At 63.3% G+C, this 22434-nt stretch carries 23 protein-coding genes; 10 read left to right on the forward strand and 13 right to left on the reverse strand.

Annotated features, from left to right (window positions below; genetic code table 11):
- The 7 genes from EN993_RS12595 to EN993_RS12625 all read left to right on the forward strand — a co-directional run.
- Positions 1-1217: ABC transporter permease (locus EN993_RS12595; RefSeq protein ID WP_164757644.1), on the forward strand; the 1217-nt coding region annotated here is incomplete at its 5' end.
- A gap of 13 nt (positions 1218-1230) precedes the next feature.
- On the forward strand, positions 1231-2037 hold the full coding sequence (locus tag EN993_RS12600) for an SDR family oxidoreductase (RefSeq protein ID WP_127263391.1): 807 nt from the start codon (positions 1231-1233) through the stop codon (positions 2035-2037).
- A gap of 10 nt (positions 2038-2047) precedes the next feature.
- Complete coding sequence (locus tag EN993_RS12605) at positions 2048-2995, forward strand: 3-hydroxyacyl-CoA dehydrogenase (protein WP_127263393.1); 948 nt, start codon at positions 2048-2050, stop codon at positions 2993-2995.
- Positions 2992-3954, forward strand: coding sequence for a 3-keto-5-aminohexanoate cleavage protein (locus tag EN993_RS12610; protein ID WP_127263395.1), 963 nt, complete (start codon positions 2992-2994; stop codon positions 3952-3954). Before EN993_RS12605 ends, EN993_RS12610 begins: the two co-directional genes overlap by 4 nt.
- A 47-nt stretch (positions 3955-4001) precedes the next feature.
- On the forward strand, positions 4002-4880 hold the full coding sequence (locus EN993_RS12615; RefSeq protein ID WP_127263397.1) for an SMP-30/gluconolactonase/LRE family protein: 879 nt from the start codon (positions 4002-4004) through the stop codon (positions 4878-4880).
- A 339-nt stretch (positions 4881-5219) separates the two neighbouring features.
- Positions 5220-6671, forward strand: a complete 1452-nt coding sequence (locus tag EN993_RS12620; RefSeq protein WP_127263398.1) for a DHA2 family efflux MFS transporter permease subunit — start codon at positions 5220-5222, stop codon at positions 6669-6671.
- Between the two features lie 103 nt (positions 6672-6774).
- A complete protein-coding gene (locus tag EN993_RS12625; protein ID WP_109661693.1) occupies positions 6775-7431 on the forward strand; it encodes a GntR family transcriptional regulator in 657 nt (218 codons plus the stop codon).
- A gap of 27 nt (positions 7432-7458) precedes the next feature.
- Here the strand turns inward: EN993_RS12625 and EN993_RS12630 are convergent, their stop codons facing one another.
- From EN993_RS12630 to EN993_RS12665, 8 genes are all read right to left on the reverse strand, one after another.
- The gene (locus tag EN993_RS12630) at positions 7459-7914 is read right to left on the reverse strand and encodes a MaoC/PaaZ C-terminal domain-containing protein (RefSeq protein WP_164548631.1); all 456 of its coding nucleotides are present in this window, start codon (positions 7912-7914) and stop codon (positions 7459-7461) included.
- Positions 7911-8987 (reverse strand): Gfo/Idh/MocA family oxidoreductase, encoded by a 1077-nt coding sequence (locus EN993_RS12635; RefSeq protein ID WP_127263400.1) that lies wholly within the window; start codon positions 8985-8987, stop codon positions 7911-7913. The genes EN993_RS12630 and EN993_RS12635 overlap by 4 nt, the downstream gene beginning before the upstream one ends.
- Positions 8980-9309, reverse strand: a complete 330-nt coding sequence (locus EN993_RS12640) for an L-rhamnose mutarotase (protein WP_127263402.1) — start codon at positions 9307-9309, stop codon at positions 8980-8982. The genes EN993_RS12635 and EN993_RS12640 overlap by 8 nt, the downstream gene beginning before the upstream one ends.
- A 10-nt stretch (positions 9310-9319) precedes the next feature.
- Entirely contained in the window at positions 9320-10432 is a 1113-nt protein-coding gene (locus EN993_RS12645; RefSeq protein WP_127263404.1) for a mandelate racemase/muconate lactonizing enzyme family protein, read from the reverse strand.
- Between the two features lie 5 nt (positions 10433-10437).
- Complete coding sequence (gene ugpC / locus EN993_RS12650; RefSeq protein WP_127263406.1) at positions 10438-11535, reverse strand: sn-glycerol-3-phosphate ABC transporter ATP-binding protein UgpC; 1098 nt, start codon at positions 11533-11535, stop codon at positions 10438-10440.
- 4 nt (positions 11536-11539) lie between these two features.
- The gene (locus EN993_RS12655) at positions 11540-12406 is read right to left on the reverse strand and encodes a carbohydrate ABC transporter permease (protein ID WP_107648637.1); all 867 of its coding nucleotides are present in this window, start codon (positions 12404-12406) and stop codon (positions 11540-11542) included.
- Positions 12407-12408: 2 nt separating this feature from the next.
- A complete protein-coding gene (locus tag EN993_RS12660; RefSeq protein ID WP_126068186.1) occupies positions 12409-13305 on the reverse strand; it encodes a sugar ABC transporter permease in 897 nt (298 codons plus the stop codon).
- Positions 13306-13443: 138 nt separating this feature from the next.
- Positions 13444-14763 (reverse strand): sugar ABC transporter substrate-binding protein, encoded by a 1320-nt coding sequence (locus EN993_RS12665; RefSeq protein ID WP_109661709.1) that lies wholly within the window; start codon positions 14761-14763, stop codon positions 13444-13446.
- A gap of 168 nt (positions 14764-14931) precedes the next feature.
- Here EN993_RS12665 and EN993_RS12670 point away from each other — a divergent pair, with 168 nt between their 5' ends.
- Together EN993_RS12670 and EN993_RS12675 are read left to right on the forward strand one after the other, a co-directional pair.
- Positions 14932-15717, forward strand: coding sequence for an IclR family transcriptional regulator (locus EN993_RS12670; RefSeq protein WP_109661711.1), 786 nt, complete (start codon positions 14932-14934; stop codon positions 15715-15717).
- A 65-nt stretch (positions 15718-15782) separates the two neighbouring features.
- Positions 15783-16622, forward strand: coding sequence for an amidohydrolase (locus EN993_RS12675; RefSeq protein WP_127263408.1), 840 nt, complete (start codon positions 15783-15785; stop codon positions 16620-16622).
- Positions 16623-16641: 19 nt separating this feature from the next.
- Here the strand turns inward: EN993_RS12675 and EN993_RS12680 are convergent, their stop codons facing one another.
- The 3 genes from EN993_RS12680 to EN993_RS12690 are packed head-to-tail and all read right to left on the reverse strand — an operon-like array spanning position 16642 to position 19503.
- On the reverse strand, positions 16642-17769 hold the full coding sequence (locus tag EN993_RS12680) for an extracellular solute-binding protein (RefSeq protein ID WP_206532367.1): 1128 nt from the start codon (positions 17767-17769) through the stop codon (positions 16642-16644).
- A 20-nt stretch (positions 17770-17789) separates the two neighbouring features.
- Positions 17790-18950, reverse strand: a complete 1161-nt coding sequence (locus EN993_RS12685) for a CaiB/BaiF CoA-transferase family protein (protein WP_127263412.1) — start codon at positions 18948-18950, stop codon at positions 17790-17792.
- Between the two features lies 1 nt (position 18951).
- On the reverse strand, positions 18952-19503 hold the full coding sequence (locus EN993_RS12690) for a MaoC family dehydratase (protein ID WP_127263414.1): 552 nt from the start codon (positions 19501-19503) through the stop codon (positions 18952-18954).
- 199 nt (positions 19504-19702) lie between these two features.
- On the opposite strand from EN993_RS12690, the gene EN993_RS12695 reads away from it, so the two are divergent.
- Entirely contained in the window at positions 19703-20800 is a 1098-nt protein-coding gene (locus EN993_RS12695) for a lactonase family protein (protein ID WP_127263416.1), read from the forward strand.
- A gap of 49 nt (positions 20801-20849) precedes the next feature.
- On the opposite strand, the gene EN993_RS12700 is transcribed toward EN993_RS12695, so the two are convergent.
- Entirely contained in the window at positions 20850-21836 is a 987-nt protein-coding gene (locus tag EN993_RS12700) for a Tim44 domain-containing protein (protein WP_127263418.1), read from the reverse strand.
- 71 nt (positions 21837-21907) lie between these two features.
- Complete coding sequence (locus tag EN993_RS12705) at positions 21908-22207, reverse strand: zf-TFIIB domain-containing protein (protein ID WP_127263420.1); 300 nt, start codon at positions 22205-22207, stop codon at positions 21908-21910.
- Between the last annotated feature and the right edge of the window lie 227 nt (positions 22208-22434).

Genomic DNA, 22434 nt, shown 5'->3' on the forward strand with positions numbered 1-22434 from the left:
TCCTGATGATCGTGGTGAACATCCTGCTGGTGCTCAATGTGTCGGCCTATTATGCGACGATCGCCGAAGGCACCATTCTGGTGCTGGCGGCACTTGCCGGCTCCATCTCGCACGCATCGGTGCTTGCCGTGCAACTGCGCGCCGCGCGCGCCCGGCTTGCCGCCTGGCGCGCCGGCATATTGCCATCGCAGCTCGAGCGCGTGGACCGGCGTCTCAAGATCGCCGAACAATCGCCTGGCCAACACACAGCCGCATCGCCGCGTCCTGCCTTCCATCTGCGCAACGCGGAAACGCTGCGCTATGCGCTGCCGGCCTATGTCTGCCTGCTGCTCATCGTGGTCGTCACGCAGGTCTGGCTCGGCCGCGCCGTCCTCAATCCGGGCTACTGGAATTCGCTTCTCGTGCTGTCGTCCTTCCTCGCCGTCCTGGCGCTCGGGCAGGGAACCGTCATCCTGACCGGCGGCCTCGACCTTTCCGTGCCGTGGACGATCGGCATCTCCGGCATCATCCTGGCCGGCATGGTCAATGGCTCCGACGCGGCGCTTGTCTACGCCTTGCCGGTCGTGCTGGTGATGGCCTGCGCCATCGGCTTCGCCAATGGCTTTGGCATCGTCTATCTCGGCATCTCGCCGATCGTCATGACACTCGCCACCAACGGCATCCTGCAAGGCTGCGCGCTGCTCTACTCGCAGGGAACACCCGCCGGGTTTTCCTCACCGATGCTGCGCTGGGTCATGACGGCCAGGCTCGCCGGCTTGCTGACCCCAATCGTCCTGCTGATGGTCGTCTTTGTCGTGGCGGCGGTGCTGCTGCTCGGCCGCACGCCGTTCGGGCGCAGGGTCTACGGTATCGGCAATGGCTTACGCGCCGCGCGACTGTCGGGCATCGGCGTCGAGCGCACGCTGATCCTGGTCTACATGCTCTCGGCCGTCTGCGCGGCTGTTGTCGGCATCATGCTGACCGGCTTTTCGGGCCAGGCGAGCCTTGGCATGGGCGACGACTACCTGTTGCCGTCGATCGCCGTGGTGGTGGTCGGTGGCGCGCTGATCACCGGCGGGCGCGGCCACTATCTCGGCATGCTCGGCGGCGTATTGTTGCTGACGGCATTGCAGATGCTGCTGGCCGGCACCACGCTTCCCTACGCCACGAGGGCAATTCTTTACGGGCTGGTCGTTCTGGGCGCCGTCATGGCGTTGCGCGAACGGCGGCTGCAATAAGAAGGACTGGACCATGAGCACAAAGGCACCCGCATCAGCGGACGAATTTCTGGCTGGGCTGAAAGGCCAGCGCGTGCTGGTGACGGCAGGCGCGGGCGGCATCGGTTTTGCCATAGCCGACACGCTGTCGCGGCTCGGCGCCCGCATCGTCGTCTGCGACGTTTCCGACGAGGCGCTGGCCGCTGCTCCCGGCAAGCTCGATCTGGTCGCCGCTGTGAAGGCCGACGTATCGCGGGAAGAGGACGTCGACCGGCTGTTCGAGGCGGTCGAGAAAGAACTCGGCGGGCTCGATGCGCTGATCAACAATGCCGGCATTGCCGGGCCGACCGGCGGCGTCGACGAGATCGATCCGGCCGACTGGCGGCGCTGCATCGACATCTGCCTGACCGGCCAGTTCTTGTGCGCCCGCCGCGCCGTGCCGCTGATCAAGGCGGCGGGCGGCGGCTCGATCGTCTCGATGTCGTCGGCGGCCGGCCGCCATGGCTACGCCTTCCGCACGCCCTATTCGGCGGCCAAGTTCGGTGTCATCGGTTTCACGCAGAGTCTCGCCAAGGAGCTTGGGCCGCATGGCATCAGGGTCAACGCCATCCTGCCCGGCATCATCGAGGGACCGCGCATCGAAGGTGTCATCTCGGCGCGCGCCAAGCAGGTCGGCATCAGCCACGAAGAAATGACGGATCGCTATCTGCAGAACATCTCGCTGCGCCGCATGACCAGCCCCTATGATGTCGCCGCGATGGTCGCCTTCCTGCTCTCCGATGCGGGCATCAACATTTCCGGCCAGTCGCTCGGCGTCGACGGCAACGTCGAAACACTTTGAGGAACAATCCATGGCCAATGTCGCGATCGTCGGAAGCGGGTTCATCGGCCGGGCCTGGGCGATCAGCTTTGCCCGCGCCGGCCATGATGTGCGCATGTGGGACCAGTCGCCCACTGCCACAGGCGGCGCCCGCGACTACATTGCCGGCGTGCTAGGCGATCTTGCCGCAAACGACCTGCTGCGCGGTCAGTCCGTCGACACCGTGCTCGGCCGGATCGCCATTGTCGCCGAGCTGGCAGAGGCGCTGGCCGGTGCGGTCCACGTCCAGGAGAACACGCCCGAAAGCCTTGAAGTGAAACGGGAGGTGTTCTCGCTGATCGACAGGCTTGCCGATCCGCAAACAATCATCGCCAGTTCCACCTCGGCGCTGTTGCCGTCGAAATTCACCGACCATCTGCAAGGTCGGCACCGCTGTCTGGTCGTGCATCCGATCAATCCGCCCTATCTCATTCCGGCGGCTGAGGTCGTGCCGGCACCGTGGACATCTGCTGACACGCTGGAAAGGACCCGCGCCTTCCTCATCGACGCCGGTCACGCGCCGTTGGTGATGAAGCGCGAGCTTGACGGCTTCATCATGAACCGCCTGCAAGGCGCATTGCTGGAGGAGGCTTTCCGGCTTGTCGCCGACGGCTACGCCAGCGTCGAGGATGTCGATATCGGCATCCGCGACGGGCTGGCGCTGCGCTGGTCTTTCATGGGTCCGTTCGAGACCATCGATCTCAATGCGCCCGGCGGCGTGCGCGACTATGTCGAGCGCTACCAGTCGATCTATTCGAACATTTTCCCGCAGATGCTGCGCCGGGTCGACTGGGCGGGCGAGGTGATGAAAACAGTCGAAGCCGACCGCCGCGAACGCCTGCCGCGCGAAAACCTCGGCGAGCGGCAGGTGTGGCGCGACCGCCGGCTGATGGCGCTGGCGGCGCACAAGAAAAAATCGGACCAGGAGTATGGACAATGATCGAAACGAGCCGCAAGCCAGGTGCTGCGCAGACAAAGGGCAAGGTCATCATCACCTGCGCGGTGACGGGCGCCATCCACACGCCGACCATGTCGCCCTATCTGCCGATCACGCCGGACCAGATCGCCTCGGAGGCGATCGCCGCGGCCGAAGCCGGCGCCGCGATCCTGCATCTGCATGCCCGCGACCCGGAAACCGGCAAGCCGGACCAGACGCCCGAGGCCTTCGCCCGCTTCCTGCCGCGCGTCAAGCAAGGCACCAACGCCGCCATCAACATCACCACCGGCGGCAGTCCCTACATGAAGGTGGAGGAGCGTGTGCGGCCGGCCGCCCAGTTCAAACCGGAAGTCGCCTCGCTCAACATGGGCTCGATCAATTTCGGGCTCTATCACTTGGCCGACAAATACGAGACCTTCAAATTCGACTGGGAAAAGCCGCATCTGGAAGCGACGCGCGACCTCGTCTTCCGCAACTCGTTCAAGGACATCGAGTACATTCTGGCGACCTGCTACGACAATGGCACGCGCTTCGAGTTCGAGTGCTACGACATCGCCCATCTCTACAACCTTTCCCACTTTGCCGACCGCGGGCTGGTGAAGCCGCCTTTCTTCGTGCAGTCGGTGTTCGGGCTGCTGGGCGGCATCGGCACGCATCCCGAAGACGTCGCCCATATGAAGCGCACCGCCGACCGGCTGTTCGGCGACCAGTTCCGCTGGTCGGTGCTCGGCGCCGGCGCCAGCCAGCTTCGCATCGCCGCGCAATCGGCGGCGCTTGGCGGCAACATCCGCGTCGGGCTGGAGGACAGTCTGTGGGCGGGCAAGGGCAAGCTTGCCAAATCGAACGCCGAGCAGGTCTTGCTGGCCCGCAAGATCATCGAGGGGCTCGGCATGGAAGTGGCGACGCCCGACGAGGCGCGCGAGATCTTGTCATTGAAAGGCGGCGACAAGGTCGCTTTCTGACGCGGCCTGACCAATCGCTGCGTGGCGCCAATATCGAGGAGGACAGCATGAAGATCGAAGTCGTGGTGGATGTGAAGACCACATTGGGCGAAGGACCGCTGTGGGACGTCGAACAGGAGCGCCTGTACTGGATCGACAGTTTCGACGGACGGGTGTTCCGGGCGACCGCCGACGGACGCGAGATCCGGTCGTGGGACGTGCCGATGAAGATCGGCTCGATGGCATTGCGCAAGGATGGCAGCGGCGCCGTGGTGTCGCTGCAGCGCGGCTTCCATTTGCTCGATTTTGCCACCGGCGATGTAACGCTGATCCACGATCCCGAGCCGGACAAGCCGATGAACCGGCTCAACGACGGCAAGGTCGACCGACGCGGCCGTTTCTTCGCCGGCTCCATGGATACGATGGAAGAGGGGCCGTCCGGCGGTCTCTACAGGCTCGATCCGGATTTCTCCGTCACCCGGATCGATTCCGGCATCATCTGTTCCAACGGCCCATGCTGGAGCCCCGACGACCGCACCTTCTATTTCGCCGACACCTGGACCGGCGAGATCTGGGCCTACGACTATGATATCGCCACCGGCGCCGCCACTAACCGGCGCACTTTCGTGGGCGTCGACACCAGCCGGGGTGGTGCGGCTGACGGCTCGACCGTCGATGCCGAGGGCTATCTGTGGAACGCGCTGGTCTATGATGGAAGGCTGGTGCGCTACGCGCCGGATGGCAGCATCGACCGCGTCATCGACATGCCGGTCAAGAAGATCACCAGCGTCATGTTCGGCGGACCGAAGCTCGATATCCTCTACGTGACCTCGATGGCCAAGCCGCCGCTGCCGCGTTTTCCCGGAGACGGCGTCTTGCGCGGCAGCCTGTTTGCCATCACCGGTCTTGGCATCAAGGGCGTCGCGGAACCGCGCTTCGGCGGCTGACGGGAGGAAAATGGATTCATGAGGATGCCCCCTGTACATGCGAGACATAGATGGGGAAGAAAACGGCCTCTCACTCGACACGTTCCTTCACGAAATCGGGATGGGCGCGCGCTGAACGCAAATGCACCTTCAGGCGACGGCAGTTCGGACGCCGATCGCCGCTGACTTTGCCGATCTCCTCTCCACCGGATTGGTAGTCAAGATTTGTTGACTTCCATCACAGAGGAAATGACTACCGCTTGCCCATTTGTCGGACCATAAGACTGGCCGTGTGATCAGGCCTCGGCTGGCTTGCCGCACAGAAGGCGATCCTGCCTTTGGGATAGAGCAGCCGCCTGCATGACGGAATCGGCCACAGCATTGGAACAGCCTCAATTTGCCACCGAGCGCGACCCGAGGCTGAGACTGATTATTCCGATCATCGTCGCCATCGCCTTTCTGATGGAGCAGCTCGATTCCACGATCATCACCACCGCGATCCCAGCCATCGCGCGCAGCCTCGACACGACGCCGGTCAGGCTGAACCTGGCGATCACCACCTACATTCTGACGCTGGCCGTGTTCATTCCCGTCAGCGGCTGGTTCGCCGACAGGTTCGGCGCACGAAGAGTGTTCGCGCTGGCACTTTTCACCTTCACCCTTGGTTCGGCGCTTTGCGGCATGGCCAACAGTTTCGGCATGCTGCTGGCGATGCGCGCTTTGCAAGGGCTGGGCGGCGCCATGATGACGCCGGTCGGCCGGCTGATCCTGCTGCGCAGCTTTCCGCGCAGCGGGCTGATCACCGCCATGACCTACATGACCTTGCCCGCCATCATGGGGCCTGTGTTCGGGCCGCTGCTTGGTGGCCTGCTGACCACCTATGCGTCGTGGCGCTGGATATTCTATGTCAACGTGCCTTTCGGCTGCCTTGGCATTCTGGCGGCGCTGCGCTTCGTCGACGATTTTCGCGAGGAGGCGGTGCAACGCTTCGACTTCGCCGGGTTCCTGATGGTGGGCTGCGGCGTGGCCCTGCTGCAGTTCGGACTGGAGAGCATCGGCCGGCCGATCGTCCCTGTTTCGGCGACACTGCTGGTGCTGGCCGCGGCGATCCTGCTGCTGCTCGCCTTCGGGCGCTATGCACGCCGCGTCGTCGCGCCGGCCGTCGATCTGACGTTGTTTCGATTTCGCTCGTTCTGGGTCGGCACGCTGGCAGGCGGTCTGTGCCGCGTTGGCCTCAACGGCGTGCCTTTCCTGTTGCCGCTGATGCTGCAGGTCGGCTTCGGCATGAGCCCGGTCACATCAGGCTCGCTGACATTCGTCGGCAGCTTCGGCGCCTTGCTCATCCGGCCGCTGCTGTCGCCGCTGTTGCGGCGCTTCGGCTTCAATGTCGTGCTGATCGGCAGCGCGGTGGTCGGCTCAGCCGCGGTGGCGGGCTTCGCCTCGATCGAGGCCGATACGCCGCACTGGATGATCGGCCTCTACGTCTTTGTCTTCGGGATCATCCGGTCGGCGCAATTCATGACCTCCAACACGCTGTCCTATGCCGACCTGCCGGCCGACAAGCTCAGCCGCGCCACCAGCCTCGGCGGCGTCCTGCAGCAGCTTAGCGTTTCCCTCGGCGTTTCGATCGCCGCCATGGTGCTGGGTCTGGTCGCAGGAGAAACCCACATCGTGACACCGGAACGCTTTCACCAGGTGTTCCTGCTGACCGCGGTCATACCGCTGCTGTCCATCCCCGGCTTCCTGTATTTGCGTGCCGAGGACGGCGTGCAGGTTAGTGGCCATGTTCGGGCAGGAAATTCTCGCAAATGATGCCGGATGTATACGGGCATACTTATATCCACAAAGGCGGTTTTCCATTAGGCTGGTACCACGTGAACGGGAGCATCGATTGCAAGGATTTGCGGAAAGCGTGATGCAGGGGCCGCGGACCGTGGCCGAGCAGGTCGCGAATGTCCTGCGCGAAGCGATTGCCAATGGAACCATCAAGGCAGGCACGCCGCTGCGCCAGGACGAACTGGCCGAGCAGTTCGGCTTCAGCCGGATGCCCATTCGTGATGCCCTGCGCCAGCTGGAAGCCGAGGGCATTGTTTCCATCCACCCGACCAAGGGCGCGCAGGTCGCCCGGATGGACAGCGCCGAGATCAGCGAAATCTATGCGCTGCGCGAGCTGCTCGAAAGCGAGGCGCTCCGGCTCTCGGTACCCGGCCTTGCCGGCGCGAAGCTCGACGAGGCGGAACAGGTGCTCGATCAGATCGACGCCGAGCGCAATGTCGGCCGATGGGGGGCACTGAACCGTGCCTTTCATCTGGCTCTCTACGATGCCTGCGGCAACCATCGATTGCTCGGCCTGATCGAGGCGCACCACAATGCGGCCGATCGCTACGTCCGCATCCTGCTGTCGAACCTGGACTATCGCAACCGCTCGCAGACGGAGCACCGCGACCTGCTGGCCGCCTGCCGGCGGCGCGACGGCGACAAGGCCATAAGCATTCTGAGGCAGCATCTTCGCGAAGGAAGCGAGACGCTGGTTAGCGCGATCAGGGAAGATGGCCTGTCGCGAAAATCCTAGGTCGGCTCAAAAGGCATAGCGATGGCTTCAGCCCTGCGCCGGCCTGCGATCGACGATGTAGATGTGGTCGGCCACGAGCACCACTTCGCCGCGCTGGTTGATCACCTCGCAGCGCTCGATCACCCGCCCTGAACCAGGCCGCTTAGGATCGTCCTCCTTGGCCGCGATGGTGGTGCGCGTGCGGATCGTGTCGCCGATGAACACCGGCTTGATGAAACGCAGCCGGTCATAGCCGTAGGAAAAGGCGACGGGATTGACGATGGTTGCCGTCAGGCCGATGCCGACCGAGAACACGAGCGTGCCGTGGGCAATGCGCTGGCCGAACGGCGTCGTCTTCATGAATTCGGCGTCCATGTGATGCGGGAAGAAATCGCCGGTGTGGCCGGCATGGACGATGAAGTCGGTCTCGGTGATGGTGCGGCCGCTGGTGAGGCGCGACGAGCCGATCTCGTAGTCCTCGAAATACTGGATCTGTTCCATCATGGCCTTTCCGCGATCGACGTCGCCGGCGCCGCACTCGATTTATAGGCGGCCTCGACCAGCGCCATCGTGCTCCACGCATCCTCGACCGGACTGATCAGCGTAGCATCTTCTCCGGCTGCAAACCGCTGGACATTGGCCATGCGGCCGACGAAGGCGTCGGGAAACCACTCGCCGGCCAAGGGCACCGCGATCCAGTCCGTCCCGCCTTTCGGATGGATCTCCAGAATATCCGGTTCGCCTGTGGGATAGTCGAGATTGAGACCCAGCTTGAGATAGGCGGCGCCCTCGGTGCCGCAGATGCGGAACTCGCAGGCCTGATGCCGGCGGCCGAACTTGTGGTCGTGATTGATCGACAGTGCGCAGCGCACGGTGTCGCCATAGTCGAGAATGGCGCTGGTGCGCGTCTGCGCCACCGCGTGGCTGGGGTGGCCGAGCGTCTTGGCGTGCACGCCCTTGGGGTCGCCGAGCAACTGCCGGATCAGGTCGAGATAGTGGATCGAATGCATGGCGATCTCGACGCGTGGCGCCTTGAGCAGGAACTCCCACAGCTCCCACGGCGTCGCCAGCGCCAGCCAGGCGTCGAAGTCGACGATCTCGCCGAGCCAGCCCTTGGCGATCGCGTCCTTGAGCGCCAGCATCATCGGCGCGAAGCGCAACTGGAAGTTGACCGCCGCGTGCAGCTTCCTGGCACGGCAGATCTCGAGGATCGTGGTCGCCTCGGCAAGGTTGCTGCCCATCGGTTTCTGGATCAGCGCCACCGCGCCGTCCGGCAGTGCCTTCAGCACATCGGCATGGCGCGACGGCGGCGTCGCGAGGTCGAAGATCGCATCCTCGACGGCAGTCGCTTCCTCAACTGAGCGAAAGGCTGTCACACCCCATTGGTTGGCCAGTTTTTCAGCCCGAGCATGATCCGGATCGTAGAGGCCGGCGACCGGAAAGCCGGCCTTCCGGTAGGCTGGGAAATGCGCGTCGCCGACGATCGATCCCGCACCGAAGGTGACGATCGGCCGGGGGTTTGAGGGTTTTGGCCAGGATTGAACGAGCAAGGCAGGGTCGAAACCGCCTTCAGTCATGGTGGAAGACCTCATCCATCTCAGCCCACCATTCGCCTTCCTTGCGGGTCGCCAGCGGCTCCTGGCAAGGCATGCAGACGGCCCACCATTCCTGCGTCTTCGGGTCGGCCGCCATCTTGGCCATGTCGGCGGCATAGTCGGTGCCGTGGTATTCAAAATAGGAAAACAGCAGGTTCTCCGGCCGCTTCAGGTAGATCGAATAGTTCTTGATGTTGCAGGCCGAGATCATGGTCAGCACGTCGGGCCAGACGGCGGCATGGAGCCGGACATACTCATCGACCTTTTCCGGCTTCAGCCCCAAAACCATACCCATCCGCTGCATATCAGTTCCCTTATTTGGTGATCGCCGTGGTGAATTCGGCGATGCTCATAGCCTTGACCGCATCCCAGTCCCAGTCGATGCCGATGCCCGGTTCGTCGGGCGCCAGCGCGTGCCCATCCTCTATGCGCATATGCTTGCCGGTCAACTGGTCGAGCTGCGGAATGTACTCGACATATCGGCCGTTCTGAACAGCGCAAGTCAGGCTGACATGCAGCTCCATCAGGAAATGCGGACAGACCGGAATGTCGAAGGCTTCCGCCGCATGCGCGATCTTGAGCCAGGGCGTGATGCCGCCGATGCGGCCGACATCGACCTGCACGATCGAGCAAGCGCCTTTCTGCATGTATTCGCGGAAGTGACGGATGGAATAGAGCGACTCGCCAATCGCGATCGGCGTCGGCGTCGAGTTCGACAGGCGCACATGCCCGTCAATATCGTCGGCCGGCAGCGGCTCCTCGATCCAGGCGAGGTCGAGCTCACGCAGCCTCGCCGCGCGCCGGATCGCCTCGTCGACTGAAAACCCCTGATTGGCGTCGGTCATGATTTCGTAGCCGTCGCCGACCGCCTTGCGCACCGCCGACAGGCGGGCAAGATCCTCCGACCCGTGCGGCCTGCCGATCTTCACTTTCGAACCGCGAAAACCCTTGGCCTTTGCGGCCAGCGCGTCGTCGACCAGCGCCTGCGTCTCGATGTGCAGCCAGCCGCCTTCGGTCGTGTAGAGCGGGCAGCGGTCCTTGGCGCCGCCGGCCAGTTTCCACAGCGGCAGGTTTTGCTTCTTCGCCCGCAGGTCCCAAAGTGCTGTATCGATCGCCGCGATGGCGATAGCTGTGATCGCGCCGATGGTCGTGGCATGCGTGGCGAATTCGAGATCGTGCCAGATCGCCTCGATCATGTCGGGATCGCGGCCGATCAGGCGCGGCACCAGATGGTCGGACAAGAGCCGCATCACCGACGAACCGCCGGTGCCGATCGTATAGCTGTAGCCGGTGCCGACCGCGCCGTCGGAATCGGTGATGGTGACGATAGGCGTTTCCTGGCTGACGAAGCTTTGGATGGCGTCGGTGCGCTTGACCTTGGGCACAAGGTCCACCATCCGCAGCTCGACTTTCTCGATTCTGGCCATGTCGATCAGCTCCGCAACGTCTTTCCGGTCTCGGTGGCAAACAGATGCGCCTGCGACATGTCGAGGCTCATGGCGACCCGTTCGCCCGGCCTCAATGGCCTCGGGTTCAGCATGCGCGACACCCAGTCCGTACCGTTGAATTCGACGAACACCAGCGTCTCGTTGCCGAGCGGTTCGGTCACCGTGATCGGCAGTCCGATCTGGTGGACATCGGCGGCACCTCCGGAACTGATGCCATGGCCGGTTGGATAGATGTCGTCGGGCCGCAGCCCGAACACGATCTTGTCGCCGGTCGCGACATTGGCCTTGAACTGGCCGGGCAGGGGCAGCTTTTCGCCGCTGGCGAAAACCATCTGGCCGTCATCGATCGTCGCCTCATGCAGGTTCATCGGCGGTGAGCCGATGAAGCCCGCGACGAAACGGGTCGCCGGCCGCCGGAACACCTCGTCGGGCGTGCCGACCTGTTCGATATGGCCGTCGCGCATGATCACGATGCGGTCGGCGAGCGTCATCGCCTCGACCTGGTCATGGGTGACGTAGATCACCGTCGACTGCACCTTGGCGTGCAGTTTCTTGATCTCGGTGCGCATCTGCGTGCGCAATTTGGCGTCGAGGTTGGACAGCGGCTCGTCGAACAGGAACACGTCCGGGTCGCGCACGATGGCGCGGCCCATGGCGACGCGCTGGCGCTGGCCGCCCGACAGTTGCGACGGACGACGGTCGAGCAGCGTGTCGAGGCCGAGGATGGCCGAGGCCTCGGCAACACGGCGCTCCATGTCTTCCTTGGCAGCACCCGCGATCTTCAGGGAGAAGCCGAGATTCTCGCGCACCGTCATGTGTGGGTAGAGTGCGTAGGACTGGAACACCATCGAGATGTTGCGCGAGCGTGGCGGCAGGTCGTTGACGACGCGCCCGCCGATCTCGATCGAGCCGGCGCTGATCTCTTCCAGCCCGGCGATCATGCGCAGCGTCGTCGACTTGCCGCAGCCGGATGGGCCGACCAGCGCAATAAACTCGCGGTCAGCAATGTCGAGATCGATGCCGTGTACGATCCCGACAGTGCCGTAGCGCTTGGTCAGCTTGGTGAGGGTAACGGTTGCCATTGGATCAGCCTTTCACCGCGCCGGAGGTCAGGCCGCCGACAAGGTGTTTCTGGACGATGTAGGTGAGGGTGAGCGCCGGAATGATCATCACCACGGCGAGCGCGCACATGCCGCGCCAGTCGATGGTGAACTCGGCGGTGTAGTCGAGCAGGCCGACCGGCAGCGTCTTGGCGCTCACCGAGCGGGTCAGTTGCGAGGCCAGCGCGAATTCGTTCCAGCAGGTCAGGAAGGCAAAGATCGCTGCGGAAGCGATGCCCGGCCCGGCAAGCGGGAACTCGACCTGCCAGAACGCCTGCCAGCGCGTGCAGCCGTCGATCTGCGCCGCTTCCGCGAGGTCCTTGGGCACCTGGCGGAAGAAGCCGTCGATCAGCCAGATCGTGAACGGCACGTTGAGCGCGACATAGGCAAGGATCAGTCCGAAATGCGTGTCGATGATGCCGAGCCGCACATAGAGGAAGAACAGAGGCAGCGAGAGCGCAATGCCGGGCACCGTGCGCGTCAGCATCAGGCCAAGGAACACGCTCGACTTGCCGCGGAAGCGGTAGCGCGCGAAGGCATAGCCGCCGGCCATGCCGATGGCCACCGCAATGACCGTCGAGGTCACCGAGATGATCAGCGAGTTGCGGAAGTATTCGATCACCGGGATGCCGCCCTTGCCGATACCGCTGAACATCGCGACATAGGCGTCGAACGAAATCTCCTGCGGGATCCACACCGGCGGCTTGGCCATGATCTCGACCGTCGGCCGCAGCGACGAGATGACGATCCACAGACCCGGCAGGCAGATCGTCAGCATCGCCAGGAACAGGCCGATGCGATAGACGACGCCCAACAGCCGGCGCTTCAGGCGGGCGGAAGAATTCTCGTCCATCTTCACCACTCCGCGCCGATCTGCGTGCGCGCCGCGGCGAGCTTGTTGAAGAAGTAGACCGTGAAGGCGATCGACAGCAGGATCGAGAAATAGGCCATGGCGTTGGCCATGCCCATGCGCCCGTCGCTGTAGGCGGTGCGCGCCACCAGGGTCCAAAGCAGTTCGGTGCGGCCCGCCGGTCCGCCATCGGTCATGATCTTGACGATGTCATAGGCGCGCGCCACGTCGAGCGAACGGATGGTCATGGCGATGTAGGCGAAGGGCATGACGAACGGCCACGTCACATAGCGGAACGTTTGCCACGGCGTGCAGCCGTCGACGCGCGCCGCCTCGATCGGCTCCTTGGGCATGGCGAGCAGACCGGCGAGGATCAGGATGGCGAAGATCGCGGTCGACGACCAGATCTCGGCGATCGAAATGGCGATGAAGGCAAGATGGCCCTCGATCAGCCACGGTATGGCATCCCTGGTGATGCCGAGTGATTGCAGCGCATTGTTCACCAGGCCGATATTGTCGTTGAACATGAACTTGAATTGGAAGCCGACCAGGATCGGCGAGAACATCATCGGAAACATCATCAGCGTGCGCAGGATGCGCTGGCCGCGCGTCGCCTTCTCGACCAGCATGGCGAGGCCAAGGCCAAGCAGCATTTCGAGATTGAGGGCAATGGTCAGCAGCAGCACCGTGCGGCCGAAGGCCCACCAGAAATCGGTGTTGGACAGGATCGAAAGATAGTTCCGGATGCCGATGAAGACGTAGAATGTCTCGGGCTTGGTCAGGCGGAAAGGCGTGAAGCTGGAGTAAAGGGACAACAGCAACGGCACAACGACAACCGCTGCCAGCACGATCATGGCCGGAAGCAGCAGCAGGAATGGCGCGGATGGCTTGAAGCCCTTCATCAGAATCCTTGAGGTGTTTGCATTTGGATGGCGGTGCTTGGGCCGGGGGCGAAGGATTAGCGTAAACCGCTGGCATCCCGCGAAACGCGATCGCCTCCCCCATTGCTGATGGGGGAGGCGGCTCCTTGAGAGCCGTTGCTAGAGCTTGCCGGCGTCCTGGAGGATTTGCGTCGCCTTGGCGGCTGCTTCATCCAGTGCCTGCTTCGACGTCTTGTCGCCGAGGATCGCCGCCTGCAATTCGGGATAGACGGCGTTCGATATCTCGATCCATTCAGGCGTCTGCGGCACCGCAAAGGCGTGCTTGGCCTCTTCCTGGAAGGCGGTAAGAACCTCCTTCTTGTAGGGATCGTTTTCGGCCTGCTTCAGGTCCCAGTCCCAGACCGCGGTGCGGGTTGGCAGCGGACCCGCGGCGGCCTCGAGCTTCTGGCTGTCTTCGTTGGTCAGCCACCACACCAGGGAAGCCGCGGCCTCCTTGTTGGGGCAGTTCTCGGTCACCGAGAAGCCATGGAAACCGGACCAGCCGGTGCGCTTGCCGGACGAGCCCTTCGGCGCGACCTTGACGCCGACATTGCCTGCGACCTTCGACGACTTCGGATCGTTGAAGAAGCCTGCCCAGCCCGGCCAGTCGAGATTGATGGCGACGGTACCCGAAGCAAAGCCCTGGCCGAGATCGTCCCAGAGGTAGTTGGTGGTGCCGGCCGGCACGGCCTTGGCCTTGTAGAGGTTGACGAACCAGTCAAGCGCCCGGATGCCAGCCTCGGAATTGAAGACCGGCTTGCCGTCCTTGTCGAGGTACTCGCCGCCTTCGGCGACGACCATCTCGTAGAAGCGGCCGTTGATCGCCTCTTCCTTGCCGGCGAATTGCGTGCCGTAGAAATTGGGCGGATTGGCGAAGAACTCGGCCTGGTCGGTGACTTCCTTCCAGGTGTCCGGCGGCACCAGGTCATAGCCGTATTTCGCCTTGAACTTGGTCTTGTTGTCGGCGTTCTCGTACAGGCTCTTCTGGTAGTAGAGCGCCGAAACGTCGAACTGGGCGCGCGGCAGCATCTCCAGCTTGCCGTCGATCGTTGCCGACTTGATGGTCGACGGCACAAAGGCGTCGATCTCTGCCTTGGGCAGCAATTTGCTGAGATCGGTGTAGAGGCCCGTATATTGCGGCGCGAACGACGAATGGTTCCAGCCGACGCACCAGTTGGTGCTGCCCGAGGCGATGTCGGACTTCAGCTCCTTGTCGATGTCGAAGCCGTTCTTCTTGGTCAGGATGTTGACCTTGGCGCCGGTCGCCTTTTCCCATTCGGGAATGCGCTCGTAGAGTTTTTCATATTGCTGGCCGCCGATCAGCTTCACGTCGACGGTCACGCCTTCGAACTTGCCGGGCAGGTCGCCGGCAAGGGCAGCGCCTGCGCCTGACGCAAGCAACAATGCACCGGCGCACACGCCGGAAAGCAGTCTGTTCATTGGTATCCTCCCTTGGTGCGCCTCAGCGGCGACCGCAACTCGTCTGATGACAAGAAGTGCTACATTCATATACAAACAAAACATTCACGGATACGTCAAGGCGAAATTTGTTTCCGCCGGGTGTGTTCCTGCGTATATGAAGGGTGAAATTCACTGGAGGGATGAGCCATGGACGACAGCGAAGACGAGCGCTATCGCGCGCCGGCGCTCGACAAGGGGCTCGACATCCTTGAACTGCTGGCGGGCGTTGACGGTGGTCTGACGCAGGCCGAAATTGCCAAGAAACTCGACCGCAGCCCCAACGAATTCTACCGCATGCTCGACCGGCTGGTGCGCCGCGGCTACGTCACCAGGCTCGACGGCGACCGCTATTCGCTGACGCTCAAGCTGTTCGGCCTGGCGCAATTGCATGCCCCGGTGCGGCGGCTGGTTTCCTACGCCACGCCACTGATGCGCGAACTGGCAGAGACTTCGCAGCAGGCCAACCAACTCGTTGTTTTTGATCGCGGTTCTGCTGTCGTCATCGGTCAGCAAGAGGCGCCGAACTATTGGGGCATATCGATCCGGGTCGGCTCGCATATCAGTCTGTTCGACACCGGGTCGGGGCATGTGCTGCTCGCCTTCCGTTCGCCGGAAGAGCGGCAGATGATGATTTCCGAACACGTCCGCAGCACCGACAAGACGGCGCAATCGGCCGAGTTCTTCACCCGTCTCGACCAGATCCGCGACCGCGGTTACGAGATGATGGCCTCGATGCAGACCGCCGGCGTCTTCAACCTCTCCGCCCCGGTGCGCAGTTCCGACGGCAAGGCGATCGCCGCGCTGTCGATTCCCTACATCACCGTCGTCAACGCGCCTTCGGCGCCCGACATCACAAGGACCATCGAGCTGCTGCTGGTCACGGCTGAGAAGCTGTCGCACCTCGCCGGCTCTGCAGTCGGCTCATCGGCATAAATTCTTATTTGAATGAAGAATTCCTCCGTGAGATGATTTGAAAAGCCCGGAGGAGGAAGCCAGCCATGATCATCGACACCCATCTGCATCTCATCGATCGCTCGGCCCTGCGCTACCCCTGGCTCGCCGGCGTGCCGTCGCTCAACCGTGATTTCTCCTATGAGGACTACGCCGTGGAGGCGCAGCGTGTCGGCGTCGAGCGCGTGCTGCATATGGAAGTCGATGTCGATCCGGCAGACATCGAGGCCGAGACCGCTCGTGTCGAAGGACTGTCACGGCAGCCTGGCAGCATGCTGGCCGGGGTGATCGCATCCTGCCGGCCGGAAGAGGCCGACTTTCCGGCCTATCTCGAAAGGCAGCGAGCAAACCCATTCGTCAAAGGCTTTCGCCGCGTCCTCCATGTCGTGCCCGACGAGCTTTCGGAAGGCGCACTGTTTCGCGACAACATCAAGCGGCTTGGCGGCACCGGCCTGACCTTCGATCTCGTCGTGCTGCCGCACCAGATTCCAAAGGCAATTGCGCTGGCCGATCTGGCGCCCGATGTGCAGTTCGTCCTCGACCATTGCGGCGTCCCCGACATCAAGGGCAACGGCGAACATCCGTGGCGCGAACACATGAGCGAGATCGCCCGCCGCCCGAATGTGGTGGCCAAGATTTCCGGTGTCGTCGCCTATGCCGATGCCGGCAGCTGGACGGCCGAGACGCTGCGGCCCTATGTCGAGCACACAATCGGTGCGTTCGGCTGGGACCGCCTTGTCTGGGGCAGTGACTGGCCGGTCTGCACGCTCGGCGGCGGCCTGTCGACCTGGGCGGCGGCGACCCATGCGCTGCTTGTCGGTTGCAGCATTGCCGAGCGCGACAGGCTGCTGTCCGGGAATGCCCGCAAACTGTGGCGGCTTGACTAGCCGGGTTCGCTCACGCCTTTCAGGCAGCGCCAGGTGTCGGAAAACTCTCCCGGAACAGGCGATTGAGATCGGCAACGACCTCGGCGGCTTTGTGCCGGGAGGTCATGCCCGACAGGATGCGGTCGGACGCCACCTGCTGGAACGCCATGTAGCCGTCATGGCGCGGCCGCACCCATGCGCCTTCCAGCGTCGCGCGCGTATCCCGGTAGAAATTGCCGGTCGCTTCATTGACAGCCTGGTCCTCCCAGGCGGCGGCATGGCCGGGTTGGCCGCCGGCGGTGGCATAGGGCCCGCGCTGGACATCGCCGCTCGCGACCCAATAGGCGAAGTCGATCGCGGCATCTCTGGCTTTGGAAAGGGCTGATACGGCTATGCCGGTGCCGCCGAGCGCCGAACCGATCGGGCCGCCGGAACCGATCACCGGAATGTCCGCAAAAGCCAGCCGGTTCTGACGAAAACCAGCCGCCGCATAGGAGACATAGCCATAGATCAGCGGCGCGCAGATGATCCTGGAATCGGCCTCCGCCATGCGCTCCGAGACAGCGATCGGATCCATCTCGAAACAGGCCGGTTCGACCAGCGCCGCAATCTCGCGCATCACTTCAAACACTTCGCTACCGGCGTCGGCGTCGATGAGATCGCCGGACGGATCAGTTGCGCAGGGATGGCCGAGATTGCCCGCAAGCGTGTAGAACACCATCAGCACATGCGGCGGCCGCAACGGCAGCAGCACACCGCCTTGTCGAGCGAGATCGAGCACCTCGCTCCAGCGCGCAGGCGGCGCATCGAGCGCATCCGGCCGCCAGGCCTGGACCTGTGTCGCCGCGTCGATCGGGAAGGCCCATTGCCGTCCCCGCCAGTTGTAGCTCGGATAGGATTGGCCGACGCTGCCAGAGGCAAGGGCTGCGCGCTCAGCCTCGCGGCCGGCTATATCCAGCGGCTCGAGGCAGCGCTCCGCCGTGATCTGGCCGACATGCGGATGGTCGATGACGATGAGATCATAGGCGCGCGCCAGTTCTTCGACCGGAAAGGATTCGAAATCCTGCAGCGAGCGCTTGTCCCATTCGATCACGACGCCGGTCTTCTGCTGCCACAGCGCCGAGCAGGCGACCATCGGATCGTAGCCGCGCGGGTGGCTCCAGGTCATGCCCTTGAGCGTGGGCGAGCTCACAGGCCGAACTCCTCGCGGATTGCCGCACTGTGCTCACCGATGCGTGGTGCTGCCCGATCGACCTTGGCTCTGATGCCATCAACCCTGAGCGGCGAACTGGTGGTGAGGATCGACACGTCATCCTCGCGCGTCACGGTCTGCAGCATGTCAAGCGACTGGAAGCCCTCGCTTGCCAGCATTTCCGGCCAGGTCAGCACCTTTGCGCACCAGATGTCGGCGGGCTCCAGGACGGCAAGCCATTCGTCGATGGTCTTGGTGGCGATCCTTTGTGCGATGATCGCCTTGATGTCGTCGCGCGCGGTGAACCACGACGCAGGCTTGTCGCGATAGGGTGCGAGTTCGCCGAGTGACAGCAGATCGGCCAGTTTGGGGATCGGCGTCATGGCGATGGCGAGATAACCATCCTTGGCCGGGTAGACACCGTAAGGCGCCGACAGATAGGCATGCGCGCTGCGGAAGCTCGAGCGCTTGGGCAGGCGGCGGCCGTCATTGAGATGCGTGGTCAGCACCTCGAATTGGAAATCGACCAGCGCTTCCAGCAGGCTGGTTTCGATATGGCTGCCCTGACCGGTGATCCCGCGCCGCACCAGTGCGGCCAGTATGCCTTGCGCGCAGGCGGCACCCGCCAGCATGTCGCCGATGGCAAGGCCGAACGGCACCGGCCCCTGGTCCTCATCGCCGTTCAGCCACATCACGCCTGAGCGCGACTGTGCCAGCAGGTCCTGGCCCGGACGTTTGACCCACGGACCATCCTCGCCATAGCCGCTGATCGAGGCATAGACCAGCCGCGGGTTGATCTTGCGGACGGCCTTGTAGTCCAAGCCGAGCCGTTCGATGACGCCCGGCCGGAAATTCTGGATCAGCACGTCGGCCTTGGCCAGCAGGCCGCGCAGCACCTTGAGATCCGCCTCGTTCTTGAGGTCTATGGCGAGGCTTTCCTTGGCCCGGTTGATCGCATGGAAGATGGTGGAATCGCCGCCGATCTCGGTGTCGCTGAGATAGAGCCGGCGCGACAGGTCGCCGCCATCCGGACGTTCGATCTTGATGACGCGGGCGCCGAGATCGAGCAGCCTGAGCGAGCAATAGGGCCCGGACAGGAACTGGCTCATGTCGACGACGAGGAGACCGGCGAGCGGCAATTCGGCTGCTGCCGGCATGCTATTTCTCCGTCATGCCGACGAAGTCGGCCGGGTTGCGGTACTTCACCGTCTGCAGATGCTCGCAATAGAGAACGAGCTCGCCTTCGCCCTTGAACACCTCATAGCTGGCGCGGATCAGCCCCATCTCCTTGTAGCGGGGCTTCTTGTCGAGGTTGGAGCGGATCGAATAGATCGTGTCGCCAATGAAGACAGGTTTTATGAAGCGCAGTCTGTCGTAGCCGTAGGAAAAGGCGTTGACGCAATTGGTGGCGACCAGCCCCAGCCCAGCCGAGAAGACGAAGGCGCCGGCAATCAGCCGTTTGCCGAAAATGCCTTCGCTCTCGGCAAACATCTGATCCTGCACGTAAGGGTGGATGTCGAGCACCAGCGTGTTGAAAAGGTGGCTGTCGCCCTCGGCCATCGTGCGCCGCAACGAGCGGATTTTCTGGCCGATCGGCCAGTCCTCGTAGAACCAGTTCTCGGCATTCCACACTGGCAGCGCGGCGTGTTCTTCGGGCATGTTTTTTGGGTGCGTCGAGGCGACGCCGACGGTGGGCGCAAAATCGTTCATGGCTGGCTCCGCCAGCTCGGCGTTGAGCACGTCACAGCTGTCGGAAAACGCATCAAGGCGTCGAAATGCAAGACGTTTCCTCCCGTCAATCTTCTTTTGTAAATAGTATTTTCACATATGGGGTTGCGTTGCAAGCATGAACAGGCGAAATTTTGGCTGCTACCGCGCGCCGAAGCGCTGGCGGGCAGGGGAGGAAATCATGCGCAAGGATTGTCTGGTCTTTGTCGGCAGCCTGAACCGCGAGGCGCCATATTTTCAGGGCGCGCGGGGCATCGGTCTCGGCGTCTACAGCTTTGACGGGACGACGCTGGAAACACGAAAACTGGCCGAGACCAATGACGTCGACAACCCGACCTTCCTGTCGGTGACGCCGGACGGCTCGCATATCTACGCCAATTCGGAAGTGTTCACCTGGCGCGAGGGCACCGTCTCGGCCTACAGCTTCGATAGAGCTTCGGGGACGCTCATTTATCTGAACAAGCAGCCGTCGCTGGGCAGCATCACCGCCCACAACACCATCACCCGCGACGGCACGAAATTGTTGGTCGCAAACTACGGCATGGGCGAGGGTGGCCCGGATCGCGCGGTGGCTGTCTATGGCTTCGACAACAATGGCGCGCTGTCGGCGCCGCTGGCCAGCGTTTCGCATTCCGGCACCGGCCTGAATACGGCACGGCAGGAGCGCTCGCATGCCCACAGCGTCACCGAAACCATCGCCGGTGGCATGGCCATCGTCGCCGACCTCGGCATTGACCGGCTGGTGTCCTACCGTATCGGGCGCGATGGCAGTCTGAGCAAATCAGCCGAATCCGCTTTGCCGCTCGGCGCCGGTCCACGCCATCTCGCTTTGCATCCGAACGGCCGCTTTGTCTTCGTCATGAACGAACTGGATTCGACCATCGTGTCGATGGCGCTGGACGAAGCCACCGGCAAGCTCTCGTTCATCGATGCCAAGCCGGCGGTGCCAGCCGAGGCGCGCGACAGCAACCACTGCGCCGATATCCAGATCGCGCCGGATGGCCGTTTTGTCTACGGCTCCAACCGTGGCCACGACAGCGTCGTCGTCATGGCGGTCGACCAGAACACCGGCGCGCTCAGCCTCGTCGGCTATGTCCCTTGCGGGGGTGCGACGCCGCGCAACCTGGCGCTGACGCCGTCAGGCGGCCATCTGTTCTCGGCCAACCAGAATGCCGACCGCATCTCGATCTTTGCCCGCGACGCCGATAGCGGCATGCTGACCGACACCGGGCGCGCCATCGAGATCGGCACGCCGATGTGCGTCAAGATCGTGCGCTGAACGACCGCAACCACATCCGCATCGAAGCCTCGGGCAAAATCGGCCGGGCTCAAGCCTGTTGTATTGCCGACAGCTTCCAGTTCGAGCCATTCTCACGCACGAATGTCCACAACTCTGTCGTCTCTGTCGGATGATCCTCGCCGCCTGCGACGACCTTGCCGCTGGTCCGTTCGCGCGTCACGTCACGAGACTCGTAGCGCAATGCGGCCGTGGCGTAGTCGCGGTCATCTTCGCGCCAGCTTTCCGCGACGTCGGCCTGCAGCAAGGTGATGTCCGTAACCTCGTTCCTGAGGCCTTTCTGGGCATTATCGGCCAGCTCTTCGGACAGGTAGGACACCATTTCGGGCGTCGTCGCCCGGCGCAGAGCGGCATGGTCTTCGCGTCCGAATGCCTCCTGGACATCAGTCAACAGCTGCTGGAATGCGTCCAGGTCGGTCTGAGCCAGCGTGATCTCCTCAGAGGCGGCGGCCGGAGAGCCTCCGCTTGAACCGCCGCCAAAGCCGGGAATTGTGAAGGAGCCTGCAGTCTGCTGCTGTGCCGTTGAGCGGTTCTCAAATCGCGAAGCCTGGGCATTGCCGGCACCGGCGAGCGCAGGCGCAGGGCCTCGCGCAGATTGCGACCGGAAGAACCTGATAGCCAGCATGATTGCGCCACCGATGAGCAGCGCCTGAAGCACGAAGCCGAACATGCCGGCCAGACCGCCGAAGCCTTGGCCCACAAGCAGGCCGATCAGGCCGCCGAGCAGCAGGCCGCGCATCATTGTTCCACCGAAGCCGCTCATGAAGCCGGGCCTCTGCAGGCCGGCCTGCGGCTGCCGGGCCGCGTTGTTCACACCGGTGTTGGGCGTCATCGAACGCTCGACCGGAGCGGTCGGCGCTGGCGCGGTTCTGGTCGGCGGTGCCGATTGGAACGTACGCGTGCCGCGACTGCCGAAACTGCCGCCGCGACGGGCCTCGGCATGATCCATCGCGACCATCGAGAATGCCAGGAACAGTCCGGCAAAGAGGGCGGCAAATCGGCTGGTGCGAGACATCATCGGGGATGACCTTTATCGGTGTGGTTTTCGGGAATTTTCAGCAAACGCCGGCACGGGCGCCGGGCGTGCGGTCAATCGAACAACTCTTCGAAGAATGATTTCTTCCGCTTCGGATAGCGGTGGCCCTGCGAGCGGGAATAATCGTCATCGCGGCCCTGGCCATGTTGCGGCGGGGAGAATGCTGCCGGTTGTGGCTGCGGCGCGGGCAAAGCCTCTCTGCCGGAACGCTCGATGATCTTGTCGAGTTCGCCTCGATCAAGCCAGACGCCGCGGCACTGCGGACAGTAATCGATCTCAATACCCTGGCGCTCGCTCATCACGAGCGCGACGCGGCAGGAAGGGCAAACCATACCAAGGAGGGAAGATGTCATATGGGGCTCCAAACCAAAGGAATGAGCCCGCTTGACCGAAAGAATGGAAACGGGCCCGTTAAAGCGGTCCGACATCACAATCGCCAAAAGCGACAGTCAGAGGGGCCCGGCCCGCACGAGACAGTTAGGAATGCAGCGCCGCGCCTTCAAGAGCGATATTGCCCGCGAGAATGATTTGTCCGCCATCGCTGGCTTTGATCGCCAGCCCCGCTGCCGCCCTCAGTTGC

Origin of the sequence: Mesorhizobium sp. M7D.F.Ca.US.004.01.2.1, assembly GCF_003997785.1 — a bacterium.
Taxonomy (GTDB): Bacteria; Pseudomonadota; Alphaproteobacteria; order Rhizobiales; family Rhizobiaceae; genus Mesorhizobium; species Mesorhizobium loti.

What these genes read in the sequence shown, in the direction of transcription:
- EN993_RS12630 (WP_164548631.1), bottom strand. Translation starts at nt 7,914, where the DNA reads ATGATGGAACAGATCCAGTATTTCGAGGACTACGAGATCGGCTCGTCG.
- EN993_RS12615 (WP_127263397.1), top strand. Translation starts at nt 4,002, where the DNA reads ATGAAGATCGAAGTCGTGGTGGATGTGAAGACCACATTGGGCGAAGGA.
- EN993_RS12670 (WP_109661711.1), top strand. Translation starts at nt 14,932, where the DNA reads ATGGACGACAGCGAAGACGAGCGCTATCGCGCGCCGGCGCTCGACAAG.
- EN993_RS12620 (WP_127263398.1), top strand. Translation starts at nt 5,220, where the DNA reads ATGACGGAATCGGCCACAGCATTGGAACAGCCTCAATTTGCCACCGAG.
- EN993_RS12665 (WP_109661709.1), bottom strand. Translation starts at nt 14,763, where the DNA reads ATGAACAGACTGCTTTCCGGCGTGTGCGCCGGTGCATTGTTGCTTGCG.
- EN993_RS12640 (WP_127263402.1), bottom strand. Translation starts at nt 9,309, where the DNA reads ATGCAGCGGATGGGTATGGTTTTGGGGCTGAAGCCGGAAAAGGTCGAT.
- EN993_RS12635 (WP_127263400.1), bottom strand. Translation starts at nt 8,987, where the DNA reads ATGACTGAAGGCGGTTTCGACCCTGCCTTGCTCGTTCAATCCTGGCCA.
- EN993_RS12655 (WP_107648637.1), bottom strand. Translation starts at nt 12,406, where the DNA reads ATGGACGAGAATTCTTCCGCCCGCCTGAAGCGCCGGCTGTTGGGCGTC.
- EN993_RS12610 (WP_127263395.1), top strand. Translation starts at nt 2,992, where the DNA reads ATGATCGAAACGAGCCGCAAGCCAGGTGCTGCGCAGACAAAGGGCAAG.
- EN993_RS12625 (WP_109661693.1), top strand. Translation starts at nt 6,775, where the DNA reads ATGCAGGGGCCGCGGACCGTGGCCGAGCAGGTCGCGAATGTCCTGCGC.
- EN993_RS12705 (WP_127263420.1), bottom strand. Translation starts at nt 22,207, where the DNA reads ATGACATCTTCCCTCCTTGGTATGGTTTGCCCTTCCTGCCGCGTCGCG.
- EN993_RS12660 (WP_126068186.1), bottom strand. Translation starts at nt 13,305, where the DNA reads ATGAAGGGCTTCAAGCCATCCGCGCCATTCCTGCTGCTGCTTCCGGCC.
- EN993_RS12680 (WP_206532367.1), bottom strand. Translation starts at nt 17,769, where the DNA reads ATGACCTGGAGCCACCCGCGCGGCTACGATCCGATGGTCGCCTGCTCG.
- EN993_RS12690 (WP_127263414.1), bottom strand. Translation starts at nt 19,503, where the DNA reads ATGAACGATTTTGCGCCCACCGTCGGCGTCGCCTCGACGCACCCAAAA.
- EN993_RS12695 (WP_127263416.1), top strand. Translation starts at nt 19,703, where the DNA reads ATGCGCAAGGATTGTCTGGTCTTTGTCGGCAGCCTGAACCGCGAGGCG.
- EN993_RS12675 (WP_127263408.1), top strand. Translation starts at nt 15,783, where the DNA reads ATGATCATCGACACCCATCTGCATCTCATCGATCGCTCGGCCCTGCGC.
- EN993_RS12605 (WP_127263393.1), top strand. Translation starts at nt 2,048, where the DNA reads ATGGCCAATGTCGCGATCGTCGGAAGCGGGTTCATCGGCCGGGCCTGG.
- EN993_RS12685 (WP_127263412.1), bottom strand. Translation starts at nt 18,950, where the DNA reads ATGCCGGCAGCAGCCGAATTGCCGCTCGCCGGTCTCCTCGTCGTCGAC.
- EN993_RS12645 (WP_127263404.1), bottom strand. Translation starts at nt 10,432, where the DNA reads ATGGCCAGAATCGAGAAAGTCGAGCTGCGGATGGTGGACCTTGTGCCC.
- EN993_RS12600 (WP_127263391.1), top strand. Translation starts at nt 1,231, where the DNA reads ATGAGCACAAAGGCACCCGCATCAGCGGACGAATTTCTGGCTGGGCTG.
- ugpC (WP_127263406.1), bottom strand. Translation starts at nt 11,535, where the DNA reads ATGGCAACCGTTACCCTCACCAAGCTGACCAAGCGCTACGGCACTGTC.
- EN993_RS12700 (WP_127263418.1), bottom strand. Translation starts at nt 21,836, where the DNA reads ATGATGTCTCGCACCAGCCGATTTGCCGCCCTCTTTGCCGGACTGTTC.